We start from the raw sequence: 24,507 nt of genomic DNA, 5'->3' as shown, positions 1-24,507 counted from the left end.
AAATGATCTCTATTCTGCGCCGTGGCCTGCTGGTATTGCTGGCCACTCTGCCAATGCTGGCGAATGCCGCGGCCACCCCGTCGGCTCATGACCTGGTGGAGCGCACCACCAAGGAACTGTTGAGTGACCTGGCGACCAATCGCGAGCAGTACAAAGCCAACCCAAGCGCGTTCTACGATGCACTGAACCGCATCGTCGGTCCTGTCGTGGATGCCGATGGCATCTCCAAAAGCATCATGACCGTGAAGTATTCCCGCAAGGCGAGTCCCGAACAGGTGAAGCGTTTCGAGGAAAACTTCAAGCGAAGCCTGATGCAGTTCTATGGCAATGCCTTGCTTGAATTCAACAATCAGGGCATCACCGTCGCACCTGCCAAGGACGAAGGCAATGACCGCACCAGCGTTGACATGCAGGTAAAGGGCAGTAACGGCGCGGTTTATCCGGTGTCCTACACGCTGGTCAAGCTGAACGACGAGTGGAAAGTGCGTAACGTTGTCATCAACGGTATCAATATCGGCAAACTGTTCCGTGATCAGTTCGCTGATGCGATGCAGCGCAACGGCAACAACCTGGACACCACCATCAACAACTGGGCTGGCGAAGTGGCCAAGACCAAATCTACCGTCGATGCTACGCAGAAGCCGGTGCAATGACCGAATCTGCCGTTCGCCTTGTCGGGCCGGGTGAGCTCAGGCTGATTGGTGTGCTGGATTACCGCACAGGGCCGCAACTGCGCAAGCAGGGTGCGGCACTGATCAAATCCGGTGATCTGGCAGACCTCACGCTGGACTGCTCGGGTGTCGAGAAGTCCAGCAGCGTCGGCCTGGCCTTGTTGCTGGCGTTCATGCGCGATGCCCGGGATGCGGGCAAGTCCATGACGTTGCGCTCGCTCCCCGAAGACATGCGCCAGATAGCTCGCGTATCAGGTTTGACCGAGCTGCTGGACGCCCACTGAAAAGCACTATCGAAAAAGCCCTTTATCCGGGACCTGCTTGTCGGGCTTCGCATAACATGGGCTTTTTTTGTATGATGCCAGACCCGCGCGCGTACAGCGCCGATCGAGGTTAAGCATGCAGGCCGTAGAAGTTAAAAGCTTCCTTGAAGGAAAGCTGCCGGAAATCAAAGTGGAAGTCGAAGGCGAAGGCTGCAACTTCCAGCTGAATATCATCAGCGACGAGTTGGCCGGCCTGAGCCCGGTCAAACGTCAGCAACAGATTTATACCCATCTGAACCCCTGGATTGCCGATGGCAGCATCCACGCGGTGACCATGAAATTTTTCAGCCGCGCTGCATGGGCCGAGCGTTCCTGAGCCAATTGGTGTCGAGACTCTAATGGATAAACTGATTATTACCGGCGGCGTTCGTCTTGATGGCGAAATTCGCATTTCCGGGGCAAAGAACTCTGCCCTGCCGATCCTTGCCGCCACGTTGCTGGCGGACGGACCCGTCACTGTTCAGAACCTGCCGCACCTGCACGACATCACGACCATGATCGAGCTGTTCGGTCGCATGGGCATCGAGCCTGTGATCGACGAAAAGCTCAGTGTCGAAATCGACCCGCGAACCATCAAGACTCTGGTCGCGCCGTACGAACTGGTGAAAACCATGCGTGCGTCGATTCTGGTGCTGGGCCCGATGGTCGCTCGCTTCGGCGAGGCCGAAGTGGCTCTGCCAGGTGGCTGTGCCATCGGTTCGCGTCCGGTCGACCTGCACATCCGTGGCCTTGAAGCCATGGGCGCGATCATTGACGTCGAAGGTGGCTACATCAAGGCCAAGGCACCCGAGGGTGGCTTGCGCGGTGCCAACTTCTTCTTCGATACCGTGAGCGTGACCGGTACTGAAAACATCATGATGGCTGCCAGCCTCGCCAACGGTCGCAGCGTGCTGCAGAACGCCGCACGCGAGCCAGAGGTTGTCGATCTGGCCAACTTCCTGATTGCAATGGGTGCCAAGATTCACGGCGCAGGTACCGATACCATCACCATCGATGGCGTCAAGCGTCTGGGCCCGGCCACCTACAAGGTCATGCCTGACCGTATCGAGACCGGCACCTACCTGGTGGCCGCTGCCGTTACCGGCGGTCGCGTCAAGGTCAAGGACACCGATCCGACCATCCTCGAAGCTGTGCTGCTCAAGCTTCAGGAAGCCGGTGCGGAAATTACGACCGGTGAAGACTGGATCGAGCTGAACATGCACGGCAAGCGCCCAAAGGCGGTCAATGTGCGTACTGCGCCTTATCCGGCGTTCCCGACCGACATGCAGGCGCAGTTCATCTCGCTCAACGCGATTGCCGAAGGCACGGGGGCGGTCATCGAGACCATCTTCGAAAACCGCTTCATGCACGTGTATGAAATGCACCGCATGGGCGCTCAGATTCAGGTTGAAGGCAACACCGCCATTGTTACCGGCACCGAAGTGCTCAAGGGCGCGCCAGTCATGGCGACCGACCTGCGTGCATCGGCCAGTCTGGTGATCTCGGCGCTGGTTGCCCAGGGCGACACGCTGATCGACCGCATCTACCACATAGACCGTGGTTACGAGTGCATCGAAGAGAAGCTGCAAATGCTGGGTGCCAAGATCCGCCGCGTTCCGGGCTAGCAGCATGCGGTCCTGATGCCACTGGCATCAGGGCCGCCTGTTCTGTCGCGGGTGTAATTTCTGATTCGTTTCACTTCAGGTCAACAGGCCTGAGGGTTGTCATGCGCCGCTTGCGTCGTGACAAAAGTTTCCTGATAAGGATTTACGTTTCCCATGTTGACCATCGCACTGTCCAAGGGCCGCATTCTTGACGACACTCTGCCGCTTCTCGCTGAAGCCGGCATAGTGCCAACCGAGAATCCGGACAAGAGCCGCAAGCTCATCATCCCCACGACTCAGGCCGATGTGCGCCTGCTGATCGTGCGTGCCACCGACGTACCGACCTATGTCGAGCATGGTGCCGCCGACCTGGGTGTCGCGGGCAAGGATGTGCTGATGGAATACACCGGTCAGGGCCTATATGAGCCGCTGGACCTGCAGATTGCCAAGTGCAAGCTGATGACCGCGGGTGCCATCGGTGCGGTCGAGCCCAAGGGGCGTCTGCGCGTGGCGACCAAGTTCGTCAACGTCGCCAAGCGTTACTACGCAGAGCAGGGCCGTCAGGTCGATATCATCAAGTTGTACGGCTCCATGGAGCTGGCACCGCTGATTGGCCTCGCAGACAAGATCATCGACGTGGTCGACACCGGGAATACCCTGCGCGCCAACGGCCTGGAGCCCCAGGAGCTGATCGCGACCATCAGCTCGCGTCTGGTGGTGAACAAGGCCTCCATGAAGATGCAGCACGCACGTATTCAGGCTCTCATCGACACCCTGCGCAAGGCAGTGGAGTCGCGACACCGTAGCTGATCCCCACACGCAACGTTGAGTTGCGTCCAGCTATCCGTGTCATAGCCAAATTTCTCAGGTGCCTGCGCGGATAGCTTGGTAGCTTTAGGCTCCTGAGCATCCGCCAATTATTGAGGCCCCGCTATGACCACTCCCACTGCAATTCGCCGACTCGACGCTGCTGACCCGGATTTCGCACGACATCTGGATCATCTGCTGAGCTGGGAAAGTGTGTCTGACGACTCGGTCAACCAGCGCGTGCTCGACATCATCAAGGCGGTGCGTGAGCGTGGCGACGCGGCGCTGGTCGAGTTCACCCAGAAGTTCGACGGGCTGCAGGTTGCGTCGATGGCTGACCTGATCCTGCCCCGCGAGCGCCTGGAACTGGCGTTGACGCGCATTACTGCGGTTCAGCGCGAAGCCCTGGAAAAGGCCGCCGAGCGTGTGCGCAGCTACCACGAAAAGCAGAAGCAGGATTCCTGGAGCTACACCGAGGCCGACGGCACGGTGCTGGGCCAGAAGGTCACGCCGTTGGACCGTGCAGGTCTGTACGTGCCGGGTGGCAAAGCTTCCTATCCGTCTTCGGTATTGATGAACGCCATACCGGCCAAAGTGGCAGGTGTGACCGAAGTGGTCATGGTCGTGCCGACGCCGCGTGGTGAAATCAACGAGCTGGTGCTGGCTGCTGCCTGCATTGCAGGGGTCGACCGGGTGTTCACCATTGGCGGGGCGCAGGCTGTTGCCGCGCTGGCTTACGGCACTGAAAGCGTGCCGAAAGTCGACAAGGTTGTTGGCCCTGGCAACATCTATGTGGCGACCGCCAAGCGTCACGTCTTCGGTCAGGTGGGGATCGATATGATCGCTGGTCCTTCCGAGATTCTGGTGGTGTGTGACGGCCAGACCGATCCTGACTGGATCGCCATGGACCTGTTCTCCCAGGCCGAGCACGACGAAGATGCCCAGGCCATTCTGGTCAGTCCGGATGCCGAATTTCTCGACAAGGTGGCGGCCAGCATCACCCGTCTGCTGCCGACCATGGAGCGGGCGGCCATCGTCGAAACGTCGATCAACGGTCGCGGCGCCCTGATAAAAGTGTCTGACATGGCCCAGGCCATCGAAGTCGCCAATCGCATCGCGCCCGAGCACCTCGAATTGTCGGTCGCCGATCCGGAAGCCTGGCTGCCGCAGATCCGCCATGCGGGTGCGATTTTCATGGGGCGCCACACCTCCGAAGCGCTGGGCGATTACTGCGCAGGTCCCAACCATGTGCTGCCTACCTCCGGCACGGCGCGTTTTTCCTCGCCGCTGGGCGTCTACGATTTCCAGAAGCGCTCGTCGATCATCTATTGCTCGCCGCAAGGTGCGTCCGAGCTGGGCAAGACAGCGTCCGTGCTGGCTCGTGGCGAGTCCCTGAGCGGCCACGCGCGCAGTGCCGAATATCGAATCACTGACCCTGACTGGAAAGCAGGCAACACAGAGGACGGCAAATAATGAGCAAATTCTGGAGCCCTTTTGTCAGCGATCTGGTGCCTTATGTGCCGGGCGAGCAGCCGAAGCTGACCCGCCTGGTCAAGCTCAATACCAATGAAAACCCGTATGGCCCTTCGCCAAAGGCCATCGACGCCATGCGCGCTGCGCTGACCGACGACTTGCGCCTGTACCCGGACCCCAACAGCGATCTGCTCAAGCACGCTGTCGCCGATTACTACAAGGTGCAGCCCAATCAGGTGTTCCTGGGCAACGGCTCGGACGAGGTGCTGGCGCACATTTTTCACGCCTTGTTTCAGCACGATGCTCCGCTGCTGTTCCCGGATATCAGCTACAGCTTCTATCCGGTGTATTGCGGCCTGTATGGCATCGATCACGAATTGGTCCCGCTGGATGAGCAGTTCCAGATTCGTGCCGAAGACTATGCCAGACCGAATGCCGGGATCATCTTCCCCAACCCGAATGCGCCGACCGGTTGCCTGCTCGGTCTGGACAAGGTCGAGCAGATCATCAAGGCCAGCCCGGACTCGGTGGTGGTCGTCGATGAAGCGTATATCGACTTTGGTGGCGAGACAGCTATTACGCTGGTCGATCGTTACCCGAACCTGCTGGTCACCCAGACCCTGTCCAAGTCGCGTTCGCTGGCCGGTCTGCGCGTCGGCCTGACGGTGGGGCATCCTGACCTGATCGAGGCGCTGGAGCGGATCAAGAACAGCTTCAACTCCTATCCGTTGGACCGCATGGCCAATGTGGGCGGGGCGGCCGCCTTCGAGGATCGCGAGCACTTCGAAACCACCCGCAACAAGGTCATCGAAAACCGCGAGGTACTGGTCGAGCAGTTGCAGGGCAAAGGCTTTGAGGTTCTGCCATCGGCAGCCAACTTCATCTTCGCCCGCCACCCGCAACATGATGCCGCAGCACTGGCCGCCAAATTGCGCGAACAGGGCGTCATCGTCCGTCACTTCAAACAGCAGCGAATCGCCCAGTTCCTCCGCATCAGCATCGGCACGCCAGAGCAGCATCAAGCGTTGCTGGAAGGTCTGAGCGACATCTGAGAAGCGGATCGGTCAGCCCGAAAACGGGCTGACTCTGCGCCGTCACTCATCGCCGACCTGTGTGAGTAATCCACATGGCTCGAAAACACCCCCGGACCTGTGGGAGCGAGCTTGCTCGCGAAAGGGTCTGTACAAGCGCCGAAAATGCATCGACTGAAACACCGTCTTCGCGAGCAAGCTCACTCCCACAAGGTCATCATTGCCGCAGGGCATTTGCATGGCTCGAACACAGCCGACCTATGTGAGTAATCCACATAGCTTGAAGACACCCCGGACCTGTGTGAGTGTTTCACATGGCCCGAAAACACCACGGCCCTGTGTGAGTGTTTCACATGGCTTGAAAACACCCCGGCCCTGTGGGAGCGAGCTTGCTCGCGAAAGGGGCTGCACAAGCGCCGAAAATGCATCGACTGAAACACCGTCTTCGCGAGCAAGCTCGCTCCCACAAGGTCATCAGTGCCGCAGGGCATTCGCATGGCTCGAAACACAGCCGACCTGTGTGAGTAATCCACATAGCTCGAAAACACCTCGGACCTGTGTGAGTGTTTCACATGGCTCGAAAACACCCCGGACCTGTGGGAGCGAGCTTGCTCGCGAAAGGGGCTGCACAAGCGCCGAAAATGCATCGACTGAAACACCGTCTTCGCGAGCAAGCTCGCTCCCACAAGGTCATCAGTGCCGCAGGGCATTCGCATGGCTCGAAACACAGCCGACCTGTGTGAGTGTTTCATGTGAGTGTTTCACATGGCCCGAAAACACCTCGCTCTCACGCCCTCCGGGCAGAAGCGTGGACACCTTTTATTCCCGGCGTCACAGATCTGCGTTGTACCGCACTTCCAGGTGCTGGCGTCACTCCGGCGCGGCGACGGGTGTTGGGGCGGGCGGTGGGCGCAGGCCGACTTCGGCGCTCAGGCGCATTTCCTTGCCGTTACGCATCACGTCGATCGCAATCTTGTCCTTGGGTTTGGTGCGCGCCACCTGGTTCATCGAGCGACGACCGTCGCCGGCAGGTTCGCCATTGATGCTCAGGATCACGTCGCCCAGTTGCAGCCCGGCTTTCTGCGCCGGTCCGTCGCGGAAGATGCCCGCCACGACGATACCTGGACGATCCTTCAGCCCGAAGGATTCGGCCAGTTCCTGAGTCAGAGGTTGAACTTCGATGCCCAGCCAGCCACGAATGACCTGACCATGCTCGATGATCGACTTCATGACATCCATAGCCAGCTTGGTCGGAATGGCGAAGCCGATGCCCTGCGAGCCGCCGGACTTGGAAAAGATCGCGGTATTGATACCGATCAGATTGCCGCTGGCGTCCACCAGCGCGCCGCCCGAGTTACCCGGATTGATGGCCGCATCGGTCTGAATGAAGTCTTCATAAGTATTGAGGCCCAATTGATTGCGCCCGGTGGCACTGATGATGCCCATGGTCACGGTCTGGCCGACCCCGAACGGGTTGCCGATCGCCAGTGCCACGTCGCCGATGCGGATGCTGTCAGAGCGCGCGATGGTAATCGCCGGCAGGTTTTTCAGGTCGATCTTGAGCACCGCCAGGTCGGTTTCCGGGTCATTGCCGATGACCCGGGCAATGGTTTCGCGGCCGTCTTTGAGCGCGACCACGATCTGGTCCGCGCCGGTGGTGACGTGGTTGTTGGTCAGTATGTAGCCTTCGGGGCTCATCATCACGCCAGAACCGAGGCTCGATTCCATACGCTTCTGCTTGGGCGTGTTGTCGCCGAAGAAGCGTCGGAACTGCGGGTCTTCGAAAAGCGGGTTGTTGCCCTTGTTGACCATCTTGGTGGTATAGAGGTTGACCACCGCGGGCGCTGCGGCAATGACCGCGTCGGCATAGGAAGACGGACCTTGCATGACATTGGTGGTCTGTGGGGCCTGTTGCAGATTGACATCCAGGCTCGGCAGACCGACCCACTGCGGGTAGCGCTGAATAATCAGCATGGCGATAAGCACGCCAGCCAGCAATGGCCAGCCGAAAAAACGCAGTGCCTTGAACATTTAACAAGTCCTGATGGTTGCGGGCGCAGAAAGTTTTGCCACGGGTGCGCCATAATGGCGGGCATTATACGAGTACAACGCAGCTCTGAACTGCATATTTAGGAGTCTTTTATGGCTGTTGCCCTGAGCACCCTGGTCGAAGAAGCCGACCGCTATCTGAACAGTGCCCGGATTCAGGATTACTGCCCCAATGGCCTGCAGGTCGAAGGGCGGCCGCAAGTCATGCGCATCGTCAGTGGCGTGACGGCCAGTCAGGCCCTGCTGGACGCGGCAGTCGACGCTCAGGCTGATCTGGTTCTGGTCCACCACGGTTATTTCTGGAAGGGCGAAAACCCGTGTGTCGTCGGCATGAAGCAGCGTCGCCTGAAAACTTTGCTCAAGCATGACATCAGCCTGCTGGCCTACCACCTGCCGCTGGATGTGCATCCCGAGGTGGGCAACAACGTGCAACTGGCGCGTCAACTGGACATCACGGTCGAAGGTCCTCTGGACCCCGAAAACCCGCGCGTGGTCGGGCTGATCGGTTCGCTGTCCGAACCCATGACTGCGCGGGATTTCGCTCGTCGCGTGCAGGACGCGCTGGGGCGTGAGCCATTGCTCATCGAAGGCAGTCAGATGATTCGCCGTGTCGGCTGGTGCACGGGTGGGGGGCAGAACTACATCGATCAGGCGGTGCTTGAGGGCGTCGACCTGTTCCTCAGTGGCGAAGCGTCGGAGCAGACGTTTCATAGCGCACGAGAGAACGACATCAGCTTCATCGCCGCCGGCCATCATGCCACCGAGCGCTATGGCGTTCAGGCACTGGGCGACTACCTGGCGCGGCGCTTTGCGCTCGAGCATATCTTTATCGACTGTCCGAATCCGATTTGAACGATCAAACAGCAGGGCATATGCATAGATCGTTTCGATCTAGTTGCATCGCTGATTAGCGATATCACGCATGTTAAAGTGCCCGGCTCGAATACGGCCCGCTGGCCGCCCCGGGGTTTCCCGGTCCATAACGAACGCAATCCGTGAGTAGCCATGGTTGACAAACTGACGCATCTGAAACAGCTGGAGGCGGAAAGCATCCACATCATCCGCGAGGTCGCCGCCGAGTTCGATAACCCGGTGATGCTGTACTCGATCGGCAAAGATTCGGCCGTGATGCTGCACCTGGCGCGCAAGGCATTCTTCCCCGGTAAACTGCCATTCCCGGTCATGCACGTCGATACCCGCTGGAAATTCCAGGAGATGTATCGCTTTCGCGACCAGATGGTCGAGGAAATGGGCCTGGACCTGATCACCCACATCAACCCCGATGGCGTGGCGCAGGGCATCAACCCGTTCACCCATGGCAGCGCCAAACACACCGACATCATGAAGACCGAGGGCCTGAAGCAGGCGCTCGACAAGCATGGTTTCGACGCCGCCTTTGGCGGTGCCCGACGCGACGAAGAGAAGTCCCGGGCCAAGGAACGCGTCTACTCGTTCCGCGACAGCAAGCACCGCTGGGACCCGAAAAACCAGCGTCCCGAGTTGTGGAACGTCTACAACGGCAACGTCAACAAAGGTGAGTCGATCCGTGTGTTCCCGCTCTCCAACTGGACCGAGCTGGATATCTGGCAGTACATCTACCTTGAAGGCATCCCGATCGTGCCGCTGTATTTCGCCGCCGAACGCGACGTTATCGAGAGGAACGGCACGCTGATCATGATCGACGACGAGCGCATCCTCGAGCATCTCACCGATGAAGAGAAGTCGCGCATCGTCAAGAAAAAGGTCCGTTTCCGCACCCTGGGCTGCTACCCGCTGACCGGTGCCGTCGAGTCCGAAGCGACCAGCCTGACCGACATCATTCAGGAAATGTTGCTGACGCGAACTTCCGAACGCCAGGGCCGGGTCATCGACCATGACGGCGCTGGTTCGATGGAAGAAAAGAAACGTCAGGGTTATTTCTAAGGAGCAGCTTTTAGCTTCAAGCGGCAAGCTACAAGAAAATTAAAAGCAGGGGATCGAAATGGACTTCGAGAGACTCTTGGTATGGCAAAGAGTAAAGGCGCTGGCGGTCATTCTCTACAGGCAAACGGCGTCTTGCCCTGATCTGGCTTTCAGAAGCCAGATCACACGCTCTGGTTTGTCGGTACCAAGCAATATTGCTGAGGGCATGGAGCGATTCACTGCCAAGGACAAATGTCGCTTTTTGTATATTGCGAAAGCCTCGTGCGGCGAGCTGAGAACTCAGCTCATGATCGGCAGTGAAATCGGTTATATCCCTGAGGCAGTTGCAGCAGCATTGATTACTGAAACCCGCGAGCTCTCGAAAATGCTGTGCGGGCTGATCAACAAAATTTCTGAATAGCTGTACGCCGACAAGCTTGCCGCTTGAAGCTTACAGCTTGGAGCTCAACCGCTATGAGTCACCAATCTGATTTGATCAGCGAGGACATCCTCGCCTACCTGGGCCAGCACGAACGCAAGGAAATGCTGCGTTTTCTTACCTGTGGCAACGTCGATGACGGCAAGAGCACGCTGATCGGGCGTTTGCTGCACGACTCCAAGATGATCTACGAGGATCACCTGGAAGCCATCACCCGTGACTCGAAGAAGTCCGGTACCACGGGTGATGACGTCGATCTGGCGTTGCTGGTGGATGGCCTGCAGGCCGAGCGGGAGCAGGGCATCACTATCGATGTCGCTTATCGCTATTTCTCCACGGCCAAGCGCAAATTCATCATCGCCGACACCCCGGGCCACGAGCAGTACACCCGCAACATGGCCACCGGTGCGTCGACCTGTGACCTGGCGATCATTCTGGTGGACGCCCGCTACGGCGTGCAGACCCAGACCCGTCGTCACAGCTATATCGCCTCGCTGCTGGGCATCAAGCATATCGTCGTCGCCATCAACAAGATGGACCTCAACGGCTTCGATGAAAGCGTTTTCGAGTCGATCAAGGCCGATTACCTGAAGTTTGCCGACGGCATCGCGTTCAAGCCGACCACCATGGCTTTTGTACCTATGTCGGCGCTCAAGGGCGACAACGTGGTGAACAAGAGCGAGCGTTCGCCCTGGTACACCGGCCAGTCGCTGATGGAAATTCTCGAAACGGTCGAAATCGCCAGCGACCGTAACTATGCGGACCTGCGTTTCCCGGTGCAGTACGTCAACCGTCCGAACCTGAACTTCCGGGGTTTCGCTGGTACGCTGGCCAGCGGCATCGTGCACAAGGGCGACGAGATCGTCGTGCTGCCGTCGGGCAAGAGCAGCCGTGTGAAGTCCATCGTCACCTTTGAAGGCGAGCTGGAGCAGGCGGGGCCGGGTCAGGCGGTGACGCTGACCATGGAAGACGAGATCGACATTTCCCGTGGTGACCTGCTGGTGCATGCCGACAACGTTCCGCAGGTCAGCGATGCGTTCGATGCCATGCTGGTGTGGATGGCCGAAGAACCGATGCTGCCGGGCAAGAAGTACGACATCAAGCGCGCCACCAGCTATGTGCCAGGCTCCATTGCCAGCATCACCCATCGGGTCGATGTGAACACGCTGGAGGAAGGCCCTGCCAGCTCGTTGCAACTGAACGAGATCGGCCGCGTCAAGGTCAGCCTTGATGCGCCCATCGCGCTGGACGGCTACAGCAGCAACCGCACCACGGGTTCGTTCATCGTCATCGATCGTTTGACCAATGGCACCGTTGCGGCGGGCATGATCATCGCCAAGCCGGTTTCAGGTGGCGGCTCGCAGCACCATGGCGAACTGGCTCACGTCTCCACCGAAGAGCGCGCGCAGCGCTTCGGTCAGCAACCGGCCACTGTGTTGTTCAGCGGCCTTTCCGGCGCGGGCAAAAGCACGCTGGCCTATGCGGTCGAGCGCAAGCTGTTCGACATGGGCCGTGCGGTCTATGTCCTGGACGGTCAGAACCTGCGTCATGACCTGAACAAAGGCTTGCCACAGGATCGTGCAGGTCGTACCGAGAACTGGAGCCGTGCCGCGCATGTGGCGCGTCAGTTCAACGAAGCCGGCCTGTTGACCCTGGCCGCATTCGTTGCTCCGGATGCCGAAGGGCGTGAGCGCGCCAAGGCGCTGATCGGCAAGGATCGCCTGCTCACCGTCTATGTACAGGCGTCGCCAACGGTCTGCCGCGAGCGTGATCCGCAGGGCCTGTATGCCGCTGATGGCGACAATATCCCTGGCGAGTCCTTCCCGTATGACGTGCCGCTGAATGCCGATCTGGTGATCGACACGCAGACACTCAACGTGGAAGAAAGCGTCAGGCAGGTGCTGGATCTGCTGCGCAGCCGCGGCGCGATCTGATTCATATCCCCTGGCAGGGGGCTTGCCTCCGCAAGGGATTGCAGTTTCGATGCTACAAAAAAAGCCCGCCGCAGATGCTCTCTGCGGCGGGCTTTTTGTGTGGCTGCGAAAGCTTACTTCTTCAAGCCGTAATGCTCATCCAGCATGCCCGGGGAGTTGGGCGACTTGGGCGCGTAATCCTTGGGTGTTTCAGTGTCACGTGGCGGGGTCAGGCGGTCGCGATGATCGCGGTGCGCATGATTGGCCTCAGGGTGCAGGGCGGCCAGCAGGCGTTGGCGGGTCAGCTCGTCGAGAGCCAGACGGTTGGCGCCCTCGGCAAGGTGTTCCTGAACATCCTGATAGCTCTGTGAAAGCTTTTGTACCAGATTGGCCGTGCTGTTGAAGTGCGTGACTACCTCGTTCTGATAGGCGTCGAAACGCTCCTGAATGTCATCCAGCTGGCGCTGGGTGCTGTTCGGAACGGTGTTGGGCAGCAGGCGTGCCACCAGAAAACCAATGACGACACCGGCCACCAGGGCGAGCGTCGGCAACAACCAGACTAAGAGCGAGTGTTCCACGAGTCCTTCCTCTATAAACGGCTTTGCTTTACGTTAACGGCTCGAACCTGCGCTGTATACCCGCGACGTATCGTTGATATGCATGCCGCAGACAATCAGCTAGACGAGTCGACCCATTTCGAGGTCACGGAGTTCTGTTTTGCTCATGCGTGAAACCCCATTATTTATCGATGGCCCTGAAGGCCAGCTCGAAGCGCTGTATCAGGATGTCCCCGACGCCCGAGGTGTTGCACTGATCTGTCATCCTAACCCGATACAGGGCGGAACGATGCTCAATAAAGTCGTCTCGACGTTGCAGCGTACCGCACGCGATCAGGGTTTGATCACGTTGCGCTTCAATTATCGCGGCGTCGGTGCCAGTGCCGGTACCTCGGTTGCCGGGCCAGGCGAGATCGATGATGCCCAGGCTGCCGCCCAATGGCTGCGGGCGCAACATCCTGATCTGCCGATGACCCTGTTCGGATTTTCCTTTGGCGGCTACGTTGCTGCAAACCTGGGTGGCAGGCTGGAAGCGCAGGGTGAAAAGCTCACGCATCTGTTTCTGATTGCGGCTGCGGCGTCGCGCCTCAAGGACCAAAGCGTACTGCCCAAGGCTTGCCCGCTGACGATCATTCAGCCGGAGAACGACGAAGTGATCGACCCTGAGACGGTCTATGCATGGTCCGCCGCGTTGCAACGTCCCCATGAGCTGCTGAAAGTGGCAGAATGCGGACACTTTTTTCACGGCAAGCTGACTGATCTGAAAGATCTGCTCCTGCCGCGACTTTCCAGCTGATTGCAGCCCGTATTGCATCCTATTGATAAGCGACCTGCCATGACCACTCGTATCCTGACCGGTATCACGACCACCGGCACTCCCCATCTGGGCAACTACGCGGGCGCGATTCGCCCGGCCATTGTCGCCAGCCGTCAGAGCGACTTCGACTCGTTCTACTTTCTGGCCGACTACCACGCGCTGATCAAATGCGATGACCCGCTGCGGATTCAGCGCTCGCGTCTGGAAATCGCAGCGACCTGGCTGGCGGCGGGGCTGGACGTCGATCGTGTGACCTTCTATCGCCAGTCGGACATTCCTGAAATCCCGGAACTGACCTGGTTGCTCACCTGCGTCGCGGCCAAGGGCCTGCTCAATCGCGCCCACGCCTACAAGGCGTCGGTGGACAAGAACGTGGAAGGTGGCGAAGACCCGGACGCAGGCATCACCATGGGTCTATACAGCTACCCGGTGCTGATGGCTGCCGACATCCTGATGTTCAATGCGCATCAGGTTCCGGTAGGTCGCGACCAGATTCAGCACGTTGAAATGGCCCGTGACATCGGTCAGCGTTTCAATCACCTGTTCGGCAATGGCAAGGAATTCTTCGTCATGCCCGAGGCGCTGATCGAAGAGAGCGTGGCTACGCTGCCAGGTCTGGACGGTCGCAAGATGTCCAAGAGCTACGACAACACCATCCCGTTGTTCAGCGGTGCCAAGGACATGAAAAGCGCGATATCGCGCATCGTCACCGACTCGCGTGCCCCGGGCGAAGCGAAAGACCCGGACACCTCGCACCTGTTTACCCTGTACCAGGCTTTCTCGACGGCCGAGCAGTGCGCCGAGTTCCGCGCTGACCTGTTGCAGGGTCTGGGTTGGGGTGAAGCCAAGAATCGTCTGTTTACGTTGCTGGATGCACAGCTGAGCGAGCCCCGTGAAAAGTATCTGGGGCTGATCGAGCGTCCTGCCGATCTAGAAGACATCCTGCTCGCTGGCGCGCAGAAAGCCCGACGTGTCGCCACCCCATTCCTCGAGGAATTGCGCGAGGCGGTGGGCCTGCGGTCTTTCCGTACCGTGGTGCAGAACGCCGACACGGGTAAGAAAAAGGCCAGCAAGGGCGCTCGTTTCGTCAGCTTCCGTGAAGACGACGGTAGCTTCCGTTTCCGTCTGCTGGCAGCCGATGGCGAGCAGTTGCTGTTGTCGCGCAACTTTGCCGATGGCAAGGCTGCAGGCGTGGTCAGCAAGCAGTTGCAGCAGGGCGGCGAACTGGACCTGCGCAGCGAAGACGATCGCTTCACGCTGTGGCTGGACGGCGCCTGCGTGGCGGACAGTCCGGTATTCGCCAACGCTGCCGCGCGCGACAGTGCCATCGAAACACTCAAGCTGGCGCTCGCTCCTCAACAGGACTGATTGCCAATCCCCGGGGTCGTCGCTACAGTGACGACCCGTTTTTGTTGCCTTGCTAACGAATTATGACGCCCCTAGAACGATATCAAGCTGATCTGAAACGCCCGGACTTCTTTCACGATGCCGCGCAGGAAAACGCTGTGCGCCATCTGCAGCGCCTGTACGACGATCTGATCGCCGCTCACGACAGCAAGCCCGGCCTGTTCGGCAAACTGTTCGGCAAGAAAGAGCAGACGCTGGTCAAGGGGCTGTACTTCTGGGGTGGCGTAGGCCGCGGCAAGACGTATCTGGTCGATACGTTCTTTGACGCGCTGCCGTTCAAGGACAAGGTCCGTACGCACTTCCACCGCTTCATGAAGCGCGTGCACGAAGAGATGAAGACCCTCAAAGGCGAGAAAAACCCGCTGACGATCATCGCCAGGCGGTTTTCCGATGAGGCGCGGGTCATCTGTTTCGACGAGTTTTTTGTCTCCGATATCACCGATGCCATGATCCTCGGCACGCTGATGGAAGAGCTGTTCAAGAACGGCGTGACGCTGGTGGCCACTTCCAACATCGTTCCGGACGGCCTGTACAAGGACGGCCTTCAGCGGGCGCGTTTCCTGCCGGCCATCGCGCTGATCAAGCAGAACACCGACATCGTCAACGTCGACAGTGGCGTCGATTACCGTCTGCGTCACTTGGAGCAGGCTGAACTGTTCCATTTCCCGCTCAACGAAGTTGCACAGGAGAGCCTGCGTAAAAGCTTCAAGGCGCTGACTCCGGATTGCGCGGAAACCATCGAAAACGATGTGTTGATGATCGAAAACCGCGAGATCCGTGCGCTGCGCACCTGTGACGATGTGGCGTGGTTCGACTTCCGTGAGTTGTGCGACGGCCCGCGCAGTCAGAACGACTACATCGAGCTGGGCAAGATCTTCCATGCCGTGCTGATCAGTGGCGTCGAGCAGATGGACGTCGCCACCGACGACATCGCCCGACGCTTCATCAACATGGTCGACGAGTTCTACGATCGCAACGTCAAGCTGATCATCTCGGCCGAGGTCGAATTGAAGGACCTGTACACCGGTGGCCGGTTGATGTTCGAGTTTCAGCGCACCCTCAGCCGTCTGCTGGAAATGCAATCCCACGAGTTCCTCTCGCGGGCGCACAGGGCCTAGTCGCAGCGGCAAGTTTCAAGCTGCAAGCCGCAAGCTAAAAGCCCAGGCTCTTGCAGCTTGCAGCTTATAGCTTCTCCCTCTGACCCTCGAACTGTTGCCGATACTGATTGGGTGACAGCTCGGTGTGCTGGCGGAACAGTCGGGCAAAGAAGCTGGCGTCGTCGTAGCCCACTTCGTAGCTGATGGTCTTGATGCTCTTGCGCGTCCCCGACAGCAATCCCTTTGCCGTTTCGATCCGCAGCCGTTGCAGGTAATGCAGCGGCTTGTCGCCTGTGGCGGTCTGAAAGCGGCGCATGAAATTGCGAATGCTCATGCCGTGCTCACGGGCCACGTCTTCAAAGCGGAACTTGTCGGCAAAGTGCTCTTCCAGCCAGTGCTGGATCTGCAGAATGACCACGTCCTGATGAAGCTTCTGACCGCCAAAACCGATTCGCCCCGGCGAGTAGGTGCGACGCACTTCATAGAGGATGTCGCGGGCGACGGCCTGGGCGACATTGGCGCCGCAGAAGCGCTCGATCAGATAAATGTACAGATCGCAGGCCGAGGTCGTGCCGCCCGCGCAATACACGTTGTCGGCGTCGGTCAGGTGCTTTTCCTGATTGAGCAGGACCTTGGGATAGCGCTCGGCGAATGCGCTGAAAAAGCGCCAGTAGGTCGTCGCTTCCTTGCCGTCCAGCAAGCCGGCTTCGGCAAGCCAGTAGACACCGGTGGCTTCGGCGCAGAGTACCGCCCCATTGGCGTGCTGTTCGCGCAACCACGGCAGGATCTGTGGGTAACGCTGGCAGAGGGTTTCAAAATCGTCCCAGAAGGCCGGGATGACGATGATGTCGCTCTGGCAGAGCGCGCCGTCGACCGGCAGGGTGACATCGCTGAAGCTGCTGACCGAAAGCCCGTCCGGGCTGACCAGGCGCGTTTCGAAGGCGGGTACCAGGCCATGGCCCAGTTGCTTGCTGTAGCGCAGGCTCGCGAGATGGAAGAAATCCTTGGCCTGCATGACAGTGGAGGCAAACATCTTGTCCGTGGTCAGGATGCTTACGCGGCGCAGAAGAGTGGCGTGTTGGATCGGCATAATCGTTATTCTTATATGGGTAAATGGTCAAGCAACGGCTGGATCGTCTTATTTTTTGCCAAAACTGTCCAGCCTCGTTACGTGGGGCTCCTTGGCAGGGCTCCCATGATGGCTTTGTGCTAAGAGGGTAAATATCCGCCAATCCACGCCCCGCAGGCAATAAACAGAATGTGAACAAAAAATCCGGTTGAGGTTATTTTTACAGTCTGTATAATCCGCCAGCTCTTTGCAGTGGAAGTGATGCGCCGTCTGCCGAAGAATCTTGCCGTATAACGGACGCGCTGACCCGAGCCCCCGATAGCGTCTGTTTCCGGCTGCCTTTGACTTGTCAAAGTACGCACTATTCAGTAAGATCCGCCGTCTAATTTTCAGGGCGGCCCCTGAGGCTATAAAGAATGAAAACTTTTACTGCTAAACCGGAAACAGTTAAGCGCGACTGGTTCGTCGTCGACGCTGCTGGTCAGACCCTGGGTCGTCTGGCCACCGAAATCGCGAGCCGTCTGCGTGGCAAGCACAAACCGGAATACACTCCGCACGTTGATACTGGCGACTACATCGTCGTGATCAATGCCGAGCAGATCCGCGTTACTGGTGCCAAGACCACCGACAAGATCTACTACTCACACTCCGGTTTTCCGGGCGGGATCAAGTCGATCAACTTCGAAAAGCTGATCGCCAAAGCTCCTGAGCGCGTGATCGAGACCGCGGTCAAAGGCATGCTGCCTAAGAACCCGCTGGGTCGCGACATGTATCGTAAGCTGAAAGTCTATGCGGGCGCTGTACACCCTCATACTGCTCAGCAGCCCCAAGAACTGAAGTTTTAACGGAATAGTTCATTATGTCGGCGACTCAAAATTACGGCACTGGCCGTCGCAAGACCGCAACCGCTCGCGTTTTCCTGCGTCCGGGTACTGGTAACATCTCGATCAACAACCGCTCCCTGGATAATTTCTTCGGCCGCGAAACTGCCCGCATGGTAGTTCGTCAGCCGCTGGAACTGACCGAGACAGTTGAAAAGTTCGACATCTACGTCACCGTTATCGGTGGCGGTGTGAGTGGTCAGGCTGGCGCAATCCGCCACGGTATCACTCGCGCTCTGATGCAGTACGACGAGACACTGCGTGGCGCTCTGCGTAAAGCAGGCTTCGTGACTCGCGATGCTCGTGAAGTTGAACGTAAGAAAGTCGGTCTGCGTAAAGCGCGTAAGCGTCCGCAGTACTCGAAGCGTTAATACGCTCTTCGTTCAAAGAAAGAACGTCCATCCCCTCGCGGGGCTGGGCGTTTTTTTATGGGCGTGATTTTTACGGTCAGGATGTTTTTGCGTTGCTCCTTTTACGTCGATATTGTGAAATTTATCCGCCTGTCGACGAAGATTACGGAATTTACATCGCGTAAATGAGCTATCTTGTGGCCCGCGACGAACACCTGTCCTGTTGCGTTCATTATCGGATGCGCCCTTCAAGCGCGTTCGTTCGTCTGTCCGATAAATTTTAACAAGCGAGGAGGATCGCCATGGGCGTGACCAACCGGTTGGCCTGCTACTCCGACCCCGCCGACCACTATTCTCATCGCGTACGCATTGTGCTCGCCGAGAAGGGTGTCAGCGCCGAAATCATTGAAGTGGTGGCAGGTCGTCATCCGCCGCAGCTGATTGAAGTAAATCCATACGGCAGTGTGCCGACCCTCGTTGATCGTGACCTGGCGTTGTACGAGTCGACCGTGGTGATGGAGTACCTGGATGAGCGCTATCCACATCCGCCTCTGCTGCCCGTCTATCCGGTTGCTCGTGCCAACAGTCGTTTGCTGATCCATCGTATCCAGAGAGACTGGTGCGGCCTTGTCGACCTGATTCTGGATACGCGCAGCAAGGAGCCTGCTCGTGTTCAGGCGCGCAAGGAGCTCCGTGAGAGTCTGGCCGGAGTTTCCCCGTTGTTCGCGGAAAAAGCTTTTTTCATGAGTGACGAGCTAAGTCTTGTTGACTGCTGTCTACTCCCCATACTCTGGCGTTTGCCAATTTTGGGTATTGAATTGCCGCGGCCTGCCAAGCCGTTGCTTGATTATATGGAGCGCCAATTTGCGCGTGAGGCTTTTCAGACGAGTCTGTCTGATGCCGAACGTGAAATGCGCTAAGGCTTAAGGAGCCGTTAATGAACTCCAGTCGCCCTTATCTTGTTCGTGCTCTCTATGAGTGGATCGTCGATAACGATTGCACCCCGCATGTGCTGGTCAATGCGGATTACCCGGCGGTGCAGGTCCCACAAGGATTTGCCAATGACGGGCAGATTGTCCTGAATGTTTCGCCGAGTGCCGTGCGTCATCTGCATATGGATAACGAAGCGGTGAGCTTCGAAGGCCGCTTCGGCGGTGTGCCGCACACGCTTTATGTACCTGTCGCTGCCATCCTGGGTATTTATGCCCGCGAGAACGGTCAGGGCATGGTTTTCGATCTGGAGCCTTCCATGGAAGAGGGTGAGGAAATAGAGATCGAGATCGAAGACGATACGCCTCCGCCAGACAGCGAACCGCCGCGTCCGAGTGGCAGGCCGAGTCTGAAGGTCGTGAAGTAAAAAACGGGCAATAAAAAAGGCGATCTTCGGATCGCCTTTTTCATGCCTGCCGGTTACCCGTCAGTCGATGTACTCGAAGAGTTTGACGATCTTCTGTACGCCGGAGACGCCCTGTACCAGGTTGGTGGCGCGATTGGCTTCGTCCTGGGTTACCAGGCCCAGCAGGAACACGATGCCGTTCTCGGTCACCACCTTGATACGCGAGCCGGGGATGGATGCGTCGGCGATCATCTGGCTTTTGACCTTGGTCGTCAGCCAAGCATCGTTGTTGCGCGCCAGCAGCGATGAGGGTGCCATCACCTGCAGCTCGTTGTTGACCTTCTTGACGCGCTGAACGGCGCTGGCGGCCTGTTCGGCCATGGCCTTGAGGTCGGCGCGCGGTGTCTGGCCAGCCAGCAGCACGATGCCGTTGAAGCTGGTCACGACGATGTGCGAGCCCTCTGCGAGGTCAGGGCTGGCCTTGGAGATGTTGACGGCTGCCTTGGTCTCGATCAGCGAGTCATCGATCTTGCTGCCGAAGGTGCGCGTGCCGCGATCGTCTTCGATCGGTTTTTCGCGAGTGGCCGTGATCACCGAACTGCATCCGGTGATGCTGAGGCACAGTGTCAGAACCAGTAGGCTGAGACGATTAGGGGTCATTCTTCACTCCCGAACAGTTGGCTGTCGATCAAATCGCAAAGGCAATGGATCGCCAGCAGATGGACTTCTTGTATGCGTGCCGTGACATTGGCGGGTACGCGGATCTCCACATCCTCAGGCAATAGCAGTGAGGCCATGCCGCCACCGTCGCGTCCCGTCAATGCTACGACAATCATTTCGCGATCATGTGCGGCCTGGATGGCCTGAATAATATTCGCCGAGTTGCCGCTGGTAGAAATAGCCAGCAATACATCGCCTGGCTGACCCAGCGCGCGGATCTGTTTGGAGAAGATTTCGTTGTAGCTGTAATCGTTTGCGATCGAGGTGATCGTCGAGCTGTCGGTGGTCAGTGCAATTGCCGGCAGGCTCGGCCGCTCACGTTCGAAGCGGTTGAGCAGTTCCGAGGAAAAGTGCTGTGCATCGCCAGCTGAACCGCCGTTGCCGCACGCGAGCATCTTGCCCTCGTTGAGCAGGGCATTGACCATGACCTGACTGGCTTGCTCGATAAAGGGTGCAAGGACTTCCATCGCCTGTTGCTTGGTTTCGATGCTGGCCTGGAACAGCCGGCGAATTCGGGATTGCATGTCCATCAATGTGACCTTAATTAGAGCGTACGGCGGCGGGACGGATGCGCCGGGTTCTCCCGGGAGCTATCCGGCACACAAGGTGTGCAGCCGGCAAAACAAATAGCGAAATCGGTGAGGGCTGTAGTGTATTGCAGGTCATGACTCAAGTCGGGCCACTGCGCCAGGTCAGCTGTCAAAAGCGCTCTTGATCCAGTTCAGCGGTGCAGCCTTGCCGGGCTCGCCTTCAATGGCGATCACGTCGAAACGGCAGGGGTGATTGGCCCAGGCCGTTGCATGCTGTAGAAAAAGCTGTGCGGCGGTGACGAGTTTCCCCTGCTTGCGAAAATCGACGCTTTCCATGGCACCACCCCATCCTGAATGGCGACGGTAGCGAACTTCGACGAATACTACTGTATCGCCGTCAAGCATGACTAGATCAAGCTCGCCGCGTTTGCATAACCAGTTTTGTTCAATCAGGCGCAGCCCCTGTTGTTGCAAAAACTGCAGGGCGAAGGCTTCGGCCTCGCGCCCTGCTTGCTGGCGGGTGCTGCGTTGCATCAAGGAGCGGTGTCCGGCAGGCGCTGGATCTTGCCGTCGACGAATTCGGCCCATGGCAGCTGACGTTCGACACGGCGGCCAGGGTTCAGGCTAAGGCTGCCGGACAGCCCGTCAATGCGGCTGTCAGGCATCGCCTTGAGCTGTGCGAGGCGCGGTGCCAGGCGATAGGCGTCGATACCCATCGCATACAGGCGACCCAGGCTGCCTGCAGCCTGTGGCCATTGCGCGGTGACCTGCTGGCGCAGCGGGTCTTCGGCGTTCAGCAGCCATGGCGTTTCGCAGAAGCGCACGCCATTGAGGTCCATGTATTGCGCATGATCGTTGCTGTTGGTGAACAGGTGCGAAGTGGCGTAGACCGGAACGTCACCTGCGTACTGAAAGACCATGGTGGGTTTGATCTGCTGCGCTTGCTGTGGGGTCGCGGCGAGGAACATGAAGTCGATGTCCTGGCGACGGCTTGGCTGAGCGGCGACTTGAGTGCCGGCCGTGCTTTGCAGGCGCTGCGCGCGGCCTTCGCTGTTGCGCAGCTGGAACAGGTCGGCGACCTGCTGTGCCAGTTCTACAGGCTGATCGACGTGCTCTGCAGCGATCAGCGTGCCGCCCTTGGCCTGCCAGCTCTTGCGGAAGGCATCCAGCACGCGGTCGCCCCATTCGCCTTTCGGAACCATCGCCACGGCGCTGCGCTTGCCGTCTGCCCAGGCGCGACGTGCAACCTCGCGGGCTTCGTCTTCTGCGGCCAGGCCGAACTGATACAACTGCGCCGGGCCTTCATTGCTGGTATCGCTGTAGTTCAGCGCCAGGGTGGTGATAGGCAACTGCTGACGGCTGTTCAGCTGTTTGACGAGGTTCTTTTCCAGCGGACCGACGACCAGTTGCACACCAGCGGCCTGAGCCTGACGGTAGAACTCGTCCATCGAGGTGATTCGCGAGCTGTCGAAGACCTGGATGGCCGGAGGATTCTCGCCTGCTTGCTGAGCCTGGAAGTGCGCGGCCATGAAGCCTTCGCGCAACGCTTTGGCAACTGCGGCCAACTGACCGTCCTGCGGCAGCAGCAGGGCAATTTTGGTAATCTGCTCGCTGGTCAATGCGCGCAGCTGGGCGAGGGCGGTTGGCAGTTGCTGTGCAGCAGGGTGTTTAGGGTTCTGCGCTTTCCAGTTGTCGATGGCAGTCTGTTGCTGCTCGAGCGTGCCTGCGCCCTTGATCGAGCGAGCCAGATTCAGCCAGCCGCCCATGTCGTCGGTGGCTGTGCTCTGCAGTTGCTCGGCAGGCAGGGCGGAGACCAGTGTCCAGATCGCGTCATTGTTGGCGCTGGCGTCTGCGCCTTGTAGCAGCGGGCCGGCGTAAACACGTTCATGGGCGGCTGCGAGTGCCTGGCCATCGGCTTCCAGGGCGCGCGCCTTGACCATGTGAGTGCGGACCTGCTGCTCGACCGACAGTTCGCCCAAGCGTTGCATGCTTGGATGATTCAGCGCGGTCAGCGCTGCCTTGGGCTGATTGCGGCCCATCGCCAGCTCAGCGGACAGTGTGCTGGCGAAAACCTGCAAGCCGGGCTTGAGTTGATCGATTTGCACCTGTCCGAGGATCTGCGCAGCGCGTCCTGCGTCGTTCTGGCGGCTGGCCAGATCGGCAGCACTCAAGCGCAGCGTTGCGGCCTGCTCGGGTGTTTTGGCGCTGGCGGCCTGCTCGAGCAATTGCTCGATGCTGGCATCAGGGGTTCGAGGCAGCTCGCCAAGGCTGGACGAGGGCGAGCTGGCACAGGCTGCGAGGAGGGCAGCGAGGCAGAGGGCAGAGAGCAGCCGCAGACAAGCGATCATTGGTATGTTCCTGAAACTCGAGCGAATTAACGGGGGATTGTACCCAAGCGCTGGCCGGGGTGCGATGTCGATGGTATTTAAAGCCGTGATATCAGTCGCGTTAAGGTCATCTGGCGGCCAAATCGTTCAATTGGCGAGGTGCGCCGCGTTTCTTGCTCGGGTCTGAACATGTTTTCATTCCTTTTTTGTCGGCATCCTGACGCGCGAACCGTTCCGCCGGGCCGCAGCCTGTACAATGCATTTTTTCCAAGCACCTGTTTTAACCTGCGAGGTTTGCGTTTTGACTGTTCCGGTTGTTTCGAATTCCACTCCGGGTTCGCTTTATGTAGTGGCGACTCCTATCGGCAATCTGGACGACATGAGTGTGCGGGCCTTGAAGGTGTTGCGCGACGTCGCGTTGATCGCAGCTGAAGACACGCGTCATTCCGCACGTCTGATGCAACACTTCGGCATCTCCACGCCATTGGCTGCCTGTCACGAACATAACGAACGTGATGAGGGTAGTCGTTTCATCACGCGTCTGCTGGCCGGTGATGACGTCGCACTGATTTCCGATGCGGGCACGCCACTGATCTCCGATCCCGGTTATCACCTGGTGCGCCAGGCGCGTGCCGCAGGTGTGCAGGTCGTACCGGTGCCGGGTGCTTGCGCCTTGATTGCGGCTTTGTCTGCGGCCGGGCTGCCGTCGGATCGATTCATTTTCGAGGGTTTTCTTCCGGCCAAGTCTGCGGGTCGCAAGGCCAGGCTCGAGCGTGTCAAAGAAGAACCGCGCACGCTGATCTACTATGAAGCGCCGCACCGCATCCTGGAATGCCTGCAGGATATGGAGCTGGTCTTCGGTGCTGATCGTCAGGCGTTGCTGGCGCGTGAAATAACCAAAACTTTCGAAACCCTCAAGGGTCTGCCTTTGGGTGAGCTGCGGGCATTTGTCGAATCCGACATTAATCAGCAGCGTGGCGAGTGCGTGGTGCTGGTGGCTGGCTGGACGCCGCCGCATGACGAGGACGTCATTGGTGAGGAGGCTCGGCGGGTGCTGGATCTGTTGCTTGCAGAGATGCCGCTCAAGCGTGCCGCGGCACTGGCTGCCGAAATAACCGGCGTGCGCAAGAACCTGCTGTATCAGGTGGCGCTGGAGAAGCAGAAGGAGTAACGGCCTGCTTTTGAAAGGGGTAAGGGGGACACGCATGCTATTAAAGCTTGTTCT

The 24,507-nt window shown here is 58.8% G+C and carries 26 protein-coding genes; 19 read left to right on the top strand and 7 right to left on the bottom strand.

The window, feature by feature from the left end:
* Positions 1-2 precede the first annotated feature (2 nt).
* The 7 genes from V476_RS05915 to hisC all read left to right on the top strand — a co-directional run bounded on the left by V476_RS05915 (position 3) and on the right by hisC (position 5,909).
* A complete protein-coding gene (locus tag V476_RS05915; protein WP_003395243.1) occupies positions 3-653 on the top strand; it encodes an MlaC/ttg2D family ABC transporter substrate-binding protein in 651 nt (216 codons plus the stop codon).
* Positions 650-955 carry an STAS domain-containing protein gene (locus V476_RS05910; RefSeq protein WP_003313585.1) on the top strand — a complete coding sequence of 102 codons (306 nt, stop codon included), beginning with the start codon at positions 650-652 and terminating at the stop codon, positions 953-955. The genes V476_RS05915 and V476_RS05910 overlap by 4 nt, the downstream gene beginning before the upstream one ends.
* Before the next feature lie 115 nt (positions 956-1,070).
* Positions 1,071-1,310, top strand: a complete 240-nt coding sequence (locus V476_RS05905; RefSeq protein WP_002555079.1) for a BolA family protein — start codon at positions 1,071-1,073, stop codon at positions 1,308-1,310.
* Positions 1,311-1,332: 22 nt separating this feature from the next.
* Entirely contained in the window at positions 1,333-2,598 is a 1,266-nt protein-coding gene (murA, locus tag V476_RS05900) for a UDP-N-acetylglucosamine 1-carboxyvinyltransferase (RefSeq protein ID WP_003395244.1), read from the top strand.
* Between the two features lie 153 nt (positions 2,599-2,751).
* A complete protein-coding gene (gene hisG / locus V476_RS05895; protein WP_002555077.1) occupies positions 2,752-3,387 on the top strand; it encodes an ATP phosphoribosyltransferase in 636 nt (211 codons plus the stop codon).
* A 123-nt stretch (positions 3,388-3,510) separates the two neighbouring features.
* Positions 3,511-4,857 carry a histidinol dehydrogenase gene (hisD, locus tag V476_RS05890; protein WP_024959678.1) on the top strand — a complete coding sequence of 449 codons (1,347 nt, stop codon included), beginning with the start codon at positions 3,511-3,513 and terminating at the stop codon, positions 4,855-4,857.
* A complete protein-coding gene (gene hisC, locus V476_RS05885) occupies positions 4,857-5,909 on the top strand; it encodes a histidinol-phosphate transaminase (protein ID WP_024959679.1) in 1,053 nt (350 codons plus the stop codon). Before hisD ends, hisC begins: the two co-directional genes overlap by 1 nt.
* 849 nt (positions 5,910-6,758) lie before the next feature.
* Here the strand turns inward: hisC and algW are convergent.
* Positions 6,759-7,919 (bottom strand): Do family serine endopeptidase AlgW, encoded by a 1,161-nt coding sequence (gene algW, locus V476_RS05880; protein WP_003340656.1) that lies wholly within the window; start codon positions 7,917-7,919, stop codon positions 6,759-6,761.
* A 111-nt stretch (positions 7,920-8,030) separates the two neighbouring features.
* On the opposite strand from algW, the gene V476_RS05875 reads away from it, so the two are divergent.
* The 4 genes from V476_RS05875 to cysN all read left to right on the top strand — a co-directional run bounded on the left by V476_RS05875 (position 8,031) and on the right by cysN (position 12,212).
* Positions 8,031-8,789: a Nif3-like dinuclear metal center hexameric protein gene (locus tag V476_RS05875; RefSeq protein ID WP_003364071.1), complete on the top strand. Its 759-nt coding sequence runs from the start codon at positions 8,031-8,033 to the stop codon at positions 8,787-8,789.
* 153 nt (positions 8,790-8,942) lie between these two features.
* Complete coding sequence (gene cysD, locus V476_RS05870) at positions 8,943-9,860, top strand: sulfate adenylyltransferase subunit CysD (RefSeq protein WP_024959680.1); 918 nt, start codon at positions 8,943-8,945, stop codon at positions 9,858-9,860.
* 58 nt (positions 9,861-9,918) lie between these two features.
* On the top strand, positions 9,919-10,260 hold the full coding sequence (locus V476_RS05865; protein WP_024959681.1) for a four helix bundle protein: 342 nt from the start codon (positions 9,919-9,921) through the stop codon (positions 10,258-10,260).
* A 53-nt stretch (positions 10,261-10,313) separates the two neighbouring features.
* Positions 10,314-12,212: a sulfate adenylyltransferase subunit CysN gene (gene cysN / locus V476_RS05860; RefSeq protein ID WP_016568910.1), complete on the top strand. Its 1,899-nt coding sequence runs from the start codon at positions 10,314-10,316 to the stop codon at positions 12,210-12,212.
* A 113-nt stretch (positions 12,213-12,325) separates the two neighbouring features.
* Here cysN and V476_RS05855 read toward each other — a convergent pair whose 3' ends face one another.
* On the bottom strand, positions 12,326-12,769 hold the full coding sequence (locus V476_RS05855; protein ID WP_003340664.1) for a Z-ring associated ZapG family protein: 444 nt from the start codon (positions 12,767-12,769) through the stop codon (positions 12,326-12,328).
* A 145-nt stretch (positions 12,770-12,914) separates the two neighbouring features.
* Here V476_RS05855 and V476_RS05850 point away from each other — a divergent pair, with 145 nt between their 5' ends.
* The 3 genes from V476_RS05850 to zapE all read left to right on the top strand — a co-directional run bounded on the left by V476_RS05850 (position 12,915) and on the right by zapE (position 16,090).
* On the top strand, positions 12,915-13,544 hold the full coding sequence (locus V476_RS05850; RefSeq protein WP_024959682.1) for an alpha/beta hydrolase: 630 nt from the start codon (positions 12,915-12,917) through the stop codon (positions 13,542-13,544).
* Between the two features lie 39 nt (positions 13,545-13,583).
* Entirely contained in the window at positions 13,584-14,933 is a 1,350-nt protein-coding gene (locus V476_RS05845; protein ID WP_024959683.1) for a tryptophan--tRNA ligase, read from the top strand.
* Positions 14,934-14,995: 62 nt separating this feature from the next.
* On the top strand, positions 14,996-16,090 hold the full coding sequence (gene zapE / locus V476_RS05840; RefSeq protein ID WP_024692202.1) for a cell division protein ZapE: 1,095 nt from the start codon (positions 14,996-14,998) through the stop codon (positions 16,088-16,090).
* 64 nt (positions 16,091-16,154) lie between these two features.
* Here the strand turns inward: zapE and V476_RS05835 are convergent, their stop codons facing one another.
* On the bottom strand, positions 16,155-17,102 hold the full coding sequence (locus V476_RS05835; RefSeq protein ID WP_003418804.1) for a GlxA family transcriptional regulator: 948 nt from the start codon (positions 17,100-17,102) through the stop codon (positions 16,155-16,157).
* Between the two features lie 452 nt (positions 17,103-17,554).
* Here V476_RS05835 and rplM point away from each other — a divergent pair, with 452 nt between their 5' ends.
* The 4 genes from rplM (at position 17,555) to V476_RS05815 (ending at position 19,726) form a co-directional block, all read left to right on the top strand.
* Positions 17,555-17,983 (top strand): 50S ribosomal protein L13, encoded by a 429-nt coding sequence (gene rplM, locus V476_RS05830; protein ID WP_002555065.1) that lies wholly within the window; start codon positions 17,555-17,557, stop codon positions 17,981-17,983.
* Positions 17,984-17,997: 14 nt separating this feature from the next.
* Positions 17,998-18,390, top strand: coding sequence for a 30S ribosomal protein S9 (gene rpsI, locus V476_RS05825; RefSeq protein ID WP_002555064.1), 393 nt, complete (start codon positions 17,998-18,000; stop codon positions 18,388-18,390).
* A gap of 281 nt (positions 18,391-18,671) precedes the next feature.
* The gene (locus tag V476_RS05820; protein WP_003424513.1) at positions 18,672-19,289 is read left to right on the top strand and encodes a glutathione S-transferase N-terminal domain-containing protein; all 618 of its coding nucleotides are present in this window, start codon (positions 18,672-18,674) and stop codon (positions 19,287-19,289) included.
* A gap of 17 nt (positions 19,290-19,306) precedes the next feature.
* Complete coding sequence (locus V476_RS05815; RefSeq protein ID WP_003418802.1) at positions 19,307-19,726, top strand: ClpXP protease specificity-enhancing factor; 420 nt, start codon at positions 19,307-19,309, stop codon at positions 19,724-19,726.
* Positions 19,727-19,786: 60 nt separating this feature from the next.
* Here V476_RS05815 and V476_RS05810 read toward each other — a convergent pair whose 3' ends face one another.
* From V476_RS05810 to V476_RS05795, 4 genes are all read right to left on the bottom strand, one after another.
* Positions 19,787-20,365 carry a BON domain-containing protein gene (locus V476_RS05810; RefSeq protein WP_003313570.1) on the bottom strand — a complete coding sequence of 193 codons (579 nt, stop codon included), beginning with the start codon at positions 20,363-20,365 and terminating at the stop codon, positions 19,787-19,789.
* Positions 20,362-20,955, bottom strand: a complete 594-nt coding sequence (locus tag V476_RS05805; protein ID WP_003418801.1) for a phosphoheptose isomerase — start codon at positions 20,953-20,955, stop codon at positions 20,362-20,364. The genes V476_RS05810 and V476_RS05805 overlap by 4 nt, the downstream gene beginning before the upstream one ends.
* Positions 20,956-21,117: 162 nt before the next feature.
* Positions 21,118-21,492 (bottom strand): YraN family protein, encoded by a 375-nt coding sequence (locus V476_RS05800; protein ID WP_024959685.1) that lies wholly within the window; start codon positions 21,490-21,492, stop codon positions 21,118-21,120.
* The gene (locus tag V476_RS05795; protein WP_024959686.1) at positions 21,489-23,303 is read right to left on the bottom strand and encodes a penicillin-binding protein activator; all 1,815 of its coding nucleotides are present in this window, start codon (positions 23,301-23,303) and stop codon (positions 21,489-21,491) included. The genes V476_RS05800 and V476_RS05795 overlap by 4 nt, the downstream gene beginning before the upstream one ends.
* A gap of 280 nt (positions 23,304-23,583) precedes the next feature.
* Between V476_RS05795 and rsmI the strand changes: the two genes are divergently transcribed.
* On the top strand, positions 23,584-24,453 hold the full coding sequence (rsmI, locus tag V476_RS05790; RefSeq protein WP_024959687.1) for a 16S rRNA (cytidine(1402)-2'-O)-methyltransferase: 870 nt from the start codon (positions 23,584-23,586) through the stop codon (positions 24,451-24,453).
* Positions 24,454-24,507: the final 54 nt, after the last annotated feature.

Source organism: Pseudomonas syringae KCTC 12500, from assembly GCF_000507185.2.
Taxonomy (GTDB): Bacteria; Pseudomonadota; Gammaproteobacteria; order Pseudomonadales; family Pseudomonadaceae; genus Aquipseudomonas; species Aquipseudomonas syringae.
This window is presented reverse-complemented; position numbering and strand designations above follow the sequence as displayed.

What these genes read in the sequence shown, in the direction of transcription:
- V476_RS05815 (WP_003418802.1), top strand. Translation starts at nt 19,307, where the DNA reads ATGAACTCCAGTCGCCCTTATCTTGTTCGTGCTCTCTATGAGTGGATC.
- V476_RS05795 (WP_024959686.1), bottom strand. Translation starts at nt 23,303, where the DNA reads ATGATCGCTTGTCTGCGGCTGCTCTCTGCCCTCTGCCTCGCTGCCCTC.
- hisD (WP_024959678.1), top strand. Translation starts at nt 3,511, where the DNA reads ATGACCACTCCCACTGCAATTCGCCGACTCGACGCTGCTGACCCGGAT.
- V476_RS05820 (WP_003424513.1), top strand. Translation starts at nt 18,672, where the DNA reads ATGGGCGTGACCAACCGGTTGGCCTGCTACTCCGACCCCGCCGACCAC.
- hisG (WP_002555077.1), top strand. Translation starts at nt 2,752, where the DNA reads ATGTTGACCATCGCACTGTCCAAGGGCCGCATTCTTGACGACACTCTG.
- V476_RS05910 (WP_003313585.1), top strand. Translation starts at nt 650, where the DNA reads ATGACCGAATCTGCCGTTCGCCTTGTCGGGCCGGGTGAGCTCAGGCTG.
- V476_RS05905 (WP_002555079.1), top strand. Translation starts at nt 1,071, where the DNA reads ATGCAGGCCGTAGAAGTTAAAAGCTTCCTTGAAGGAAAGCTGCCGGAA.
- algW (WP_003340656.1), bottom strand. Translation starts at nt 7,919, where the DNA reads ATGTTCAAGGCACTGCGTTTTTTCGGCTGGCCATTGCTGGCTGGCGTG.
- V476_RS05865 (WP_024959681.1), top strand. Translation starts at nt 9,919, where the DNA reads ATGGACTTCGAGAGACTCTTGGTATGGCAAAGAGTAAAGGCGCTGGCG.
- zapE (WP_024692202.1), top strand. Translation starts at nt 14,996, where the DNA reads ATGACGCCCCTAGAACGATATCAAGCTGATCTGAAACGCCCGGACTTC.
- hisC (WP_024959679.1), top strand. Translation starts at nt 4,857, where the DNA reads ATGAGCAAATTCTGGAGCCCTTTTGTCAGCGATCTGGTGCCTTATGTG.
- V476_RS05845 (WP_024959683.1), top strand. Translation starts at nt 13,584, where the DNA reads ATGACCACTCGTATCCTGACCGGTATCACGACCACCGGCACTCCCCAT.
- V476_RS05875 (WP_003364071.1), top strand. Translation starts at nt 8,031, where the DNA reads ATGGCTGTTGCCCTGAGCACCCTGGTCGAAGAAGCCGACCGCTATCTG.
- V476_RS05805 (WP_003418801.1), bottom strand. Translation starts at nt 20,955, where the DNA reads ATGGACATGCAATCCCGAATTCGCCGGCTGTTCCAGGCCAGCATCGAA.
- murA (WP_003395244.1), top strand. Translation starts at nt 1,333, where the DNA reads ATGGATAAACTGATTATTACCGGCGGCGTTCGTCTTGATGGCGAAATT.
- V476_RS05850 (WP_024959682.1), top strand. Translation starts at nt 12,915, where the DNA reads ATGCGTGAAACCCCATTATTTATCGATGGCCCTGAAGGCCAGCTCGAA.
- cysD (WP_024959680.1), top strand. Translation starts at nt 8,943, where the DNA reads ATGGTTGACAAACTGACGCATCTGAAACAGCTGGAGGCGGAAAGCATC.
- rplM (WP_002555065.1), top strand. Translation starts at nt 17,555, where the DNA reads ATGAAAACTTTTACTGCTAAACCGGAAACAGTTAAGCGCGACTGGTTC.
- V476_RS05810 (WP_003313570.1), bottom strand. Translation starts at nt 20,365, where the DNA reads ATGACCCCTAATCGTCTCAGCCTACTGGTTCTGACACTGTGCCTCAGC.
- V476_RS05915 (WP_003395243.1), top strand. Translation starts at nt 3, where the DNA reads ATGATCTCTATTCTGCGCCGTGGCCTGCTGGTATTGCTGGCCACTCTG.
- V476_RS05835 (WP_003418804.1), bottom strand. Translation starts at nt 17,102, where the DNA reads ATGTTTGCCTCCACTGTCATGCAGGCCAAGGATTTCTTCCATCTCGCG.
- rpsI (WP_002555064.1), top strand. Translation starts at nt 17,998, where the DNA reads ATGTCGGCGACTCAAAATTACGGCACTGGCCGTCGCAAGACCGCAACC.
- cysN (WP_016568910.1), top strand. Translation starts at nt 10,314, where the DNA reads ATGAGTCACCAATCTGATTTGATCAGCGAGGACATCCTCGCCTACCTG.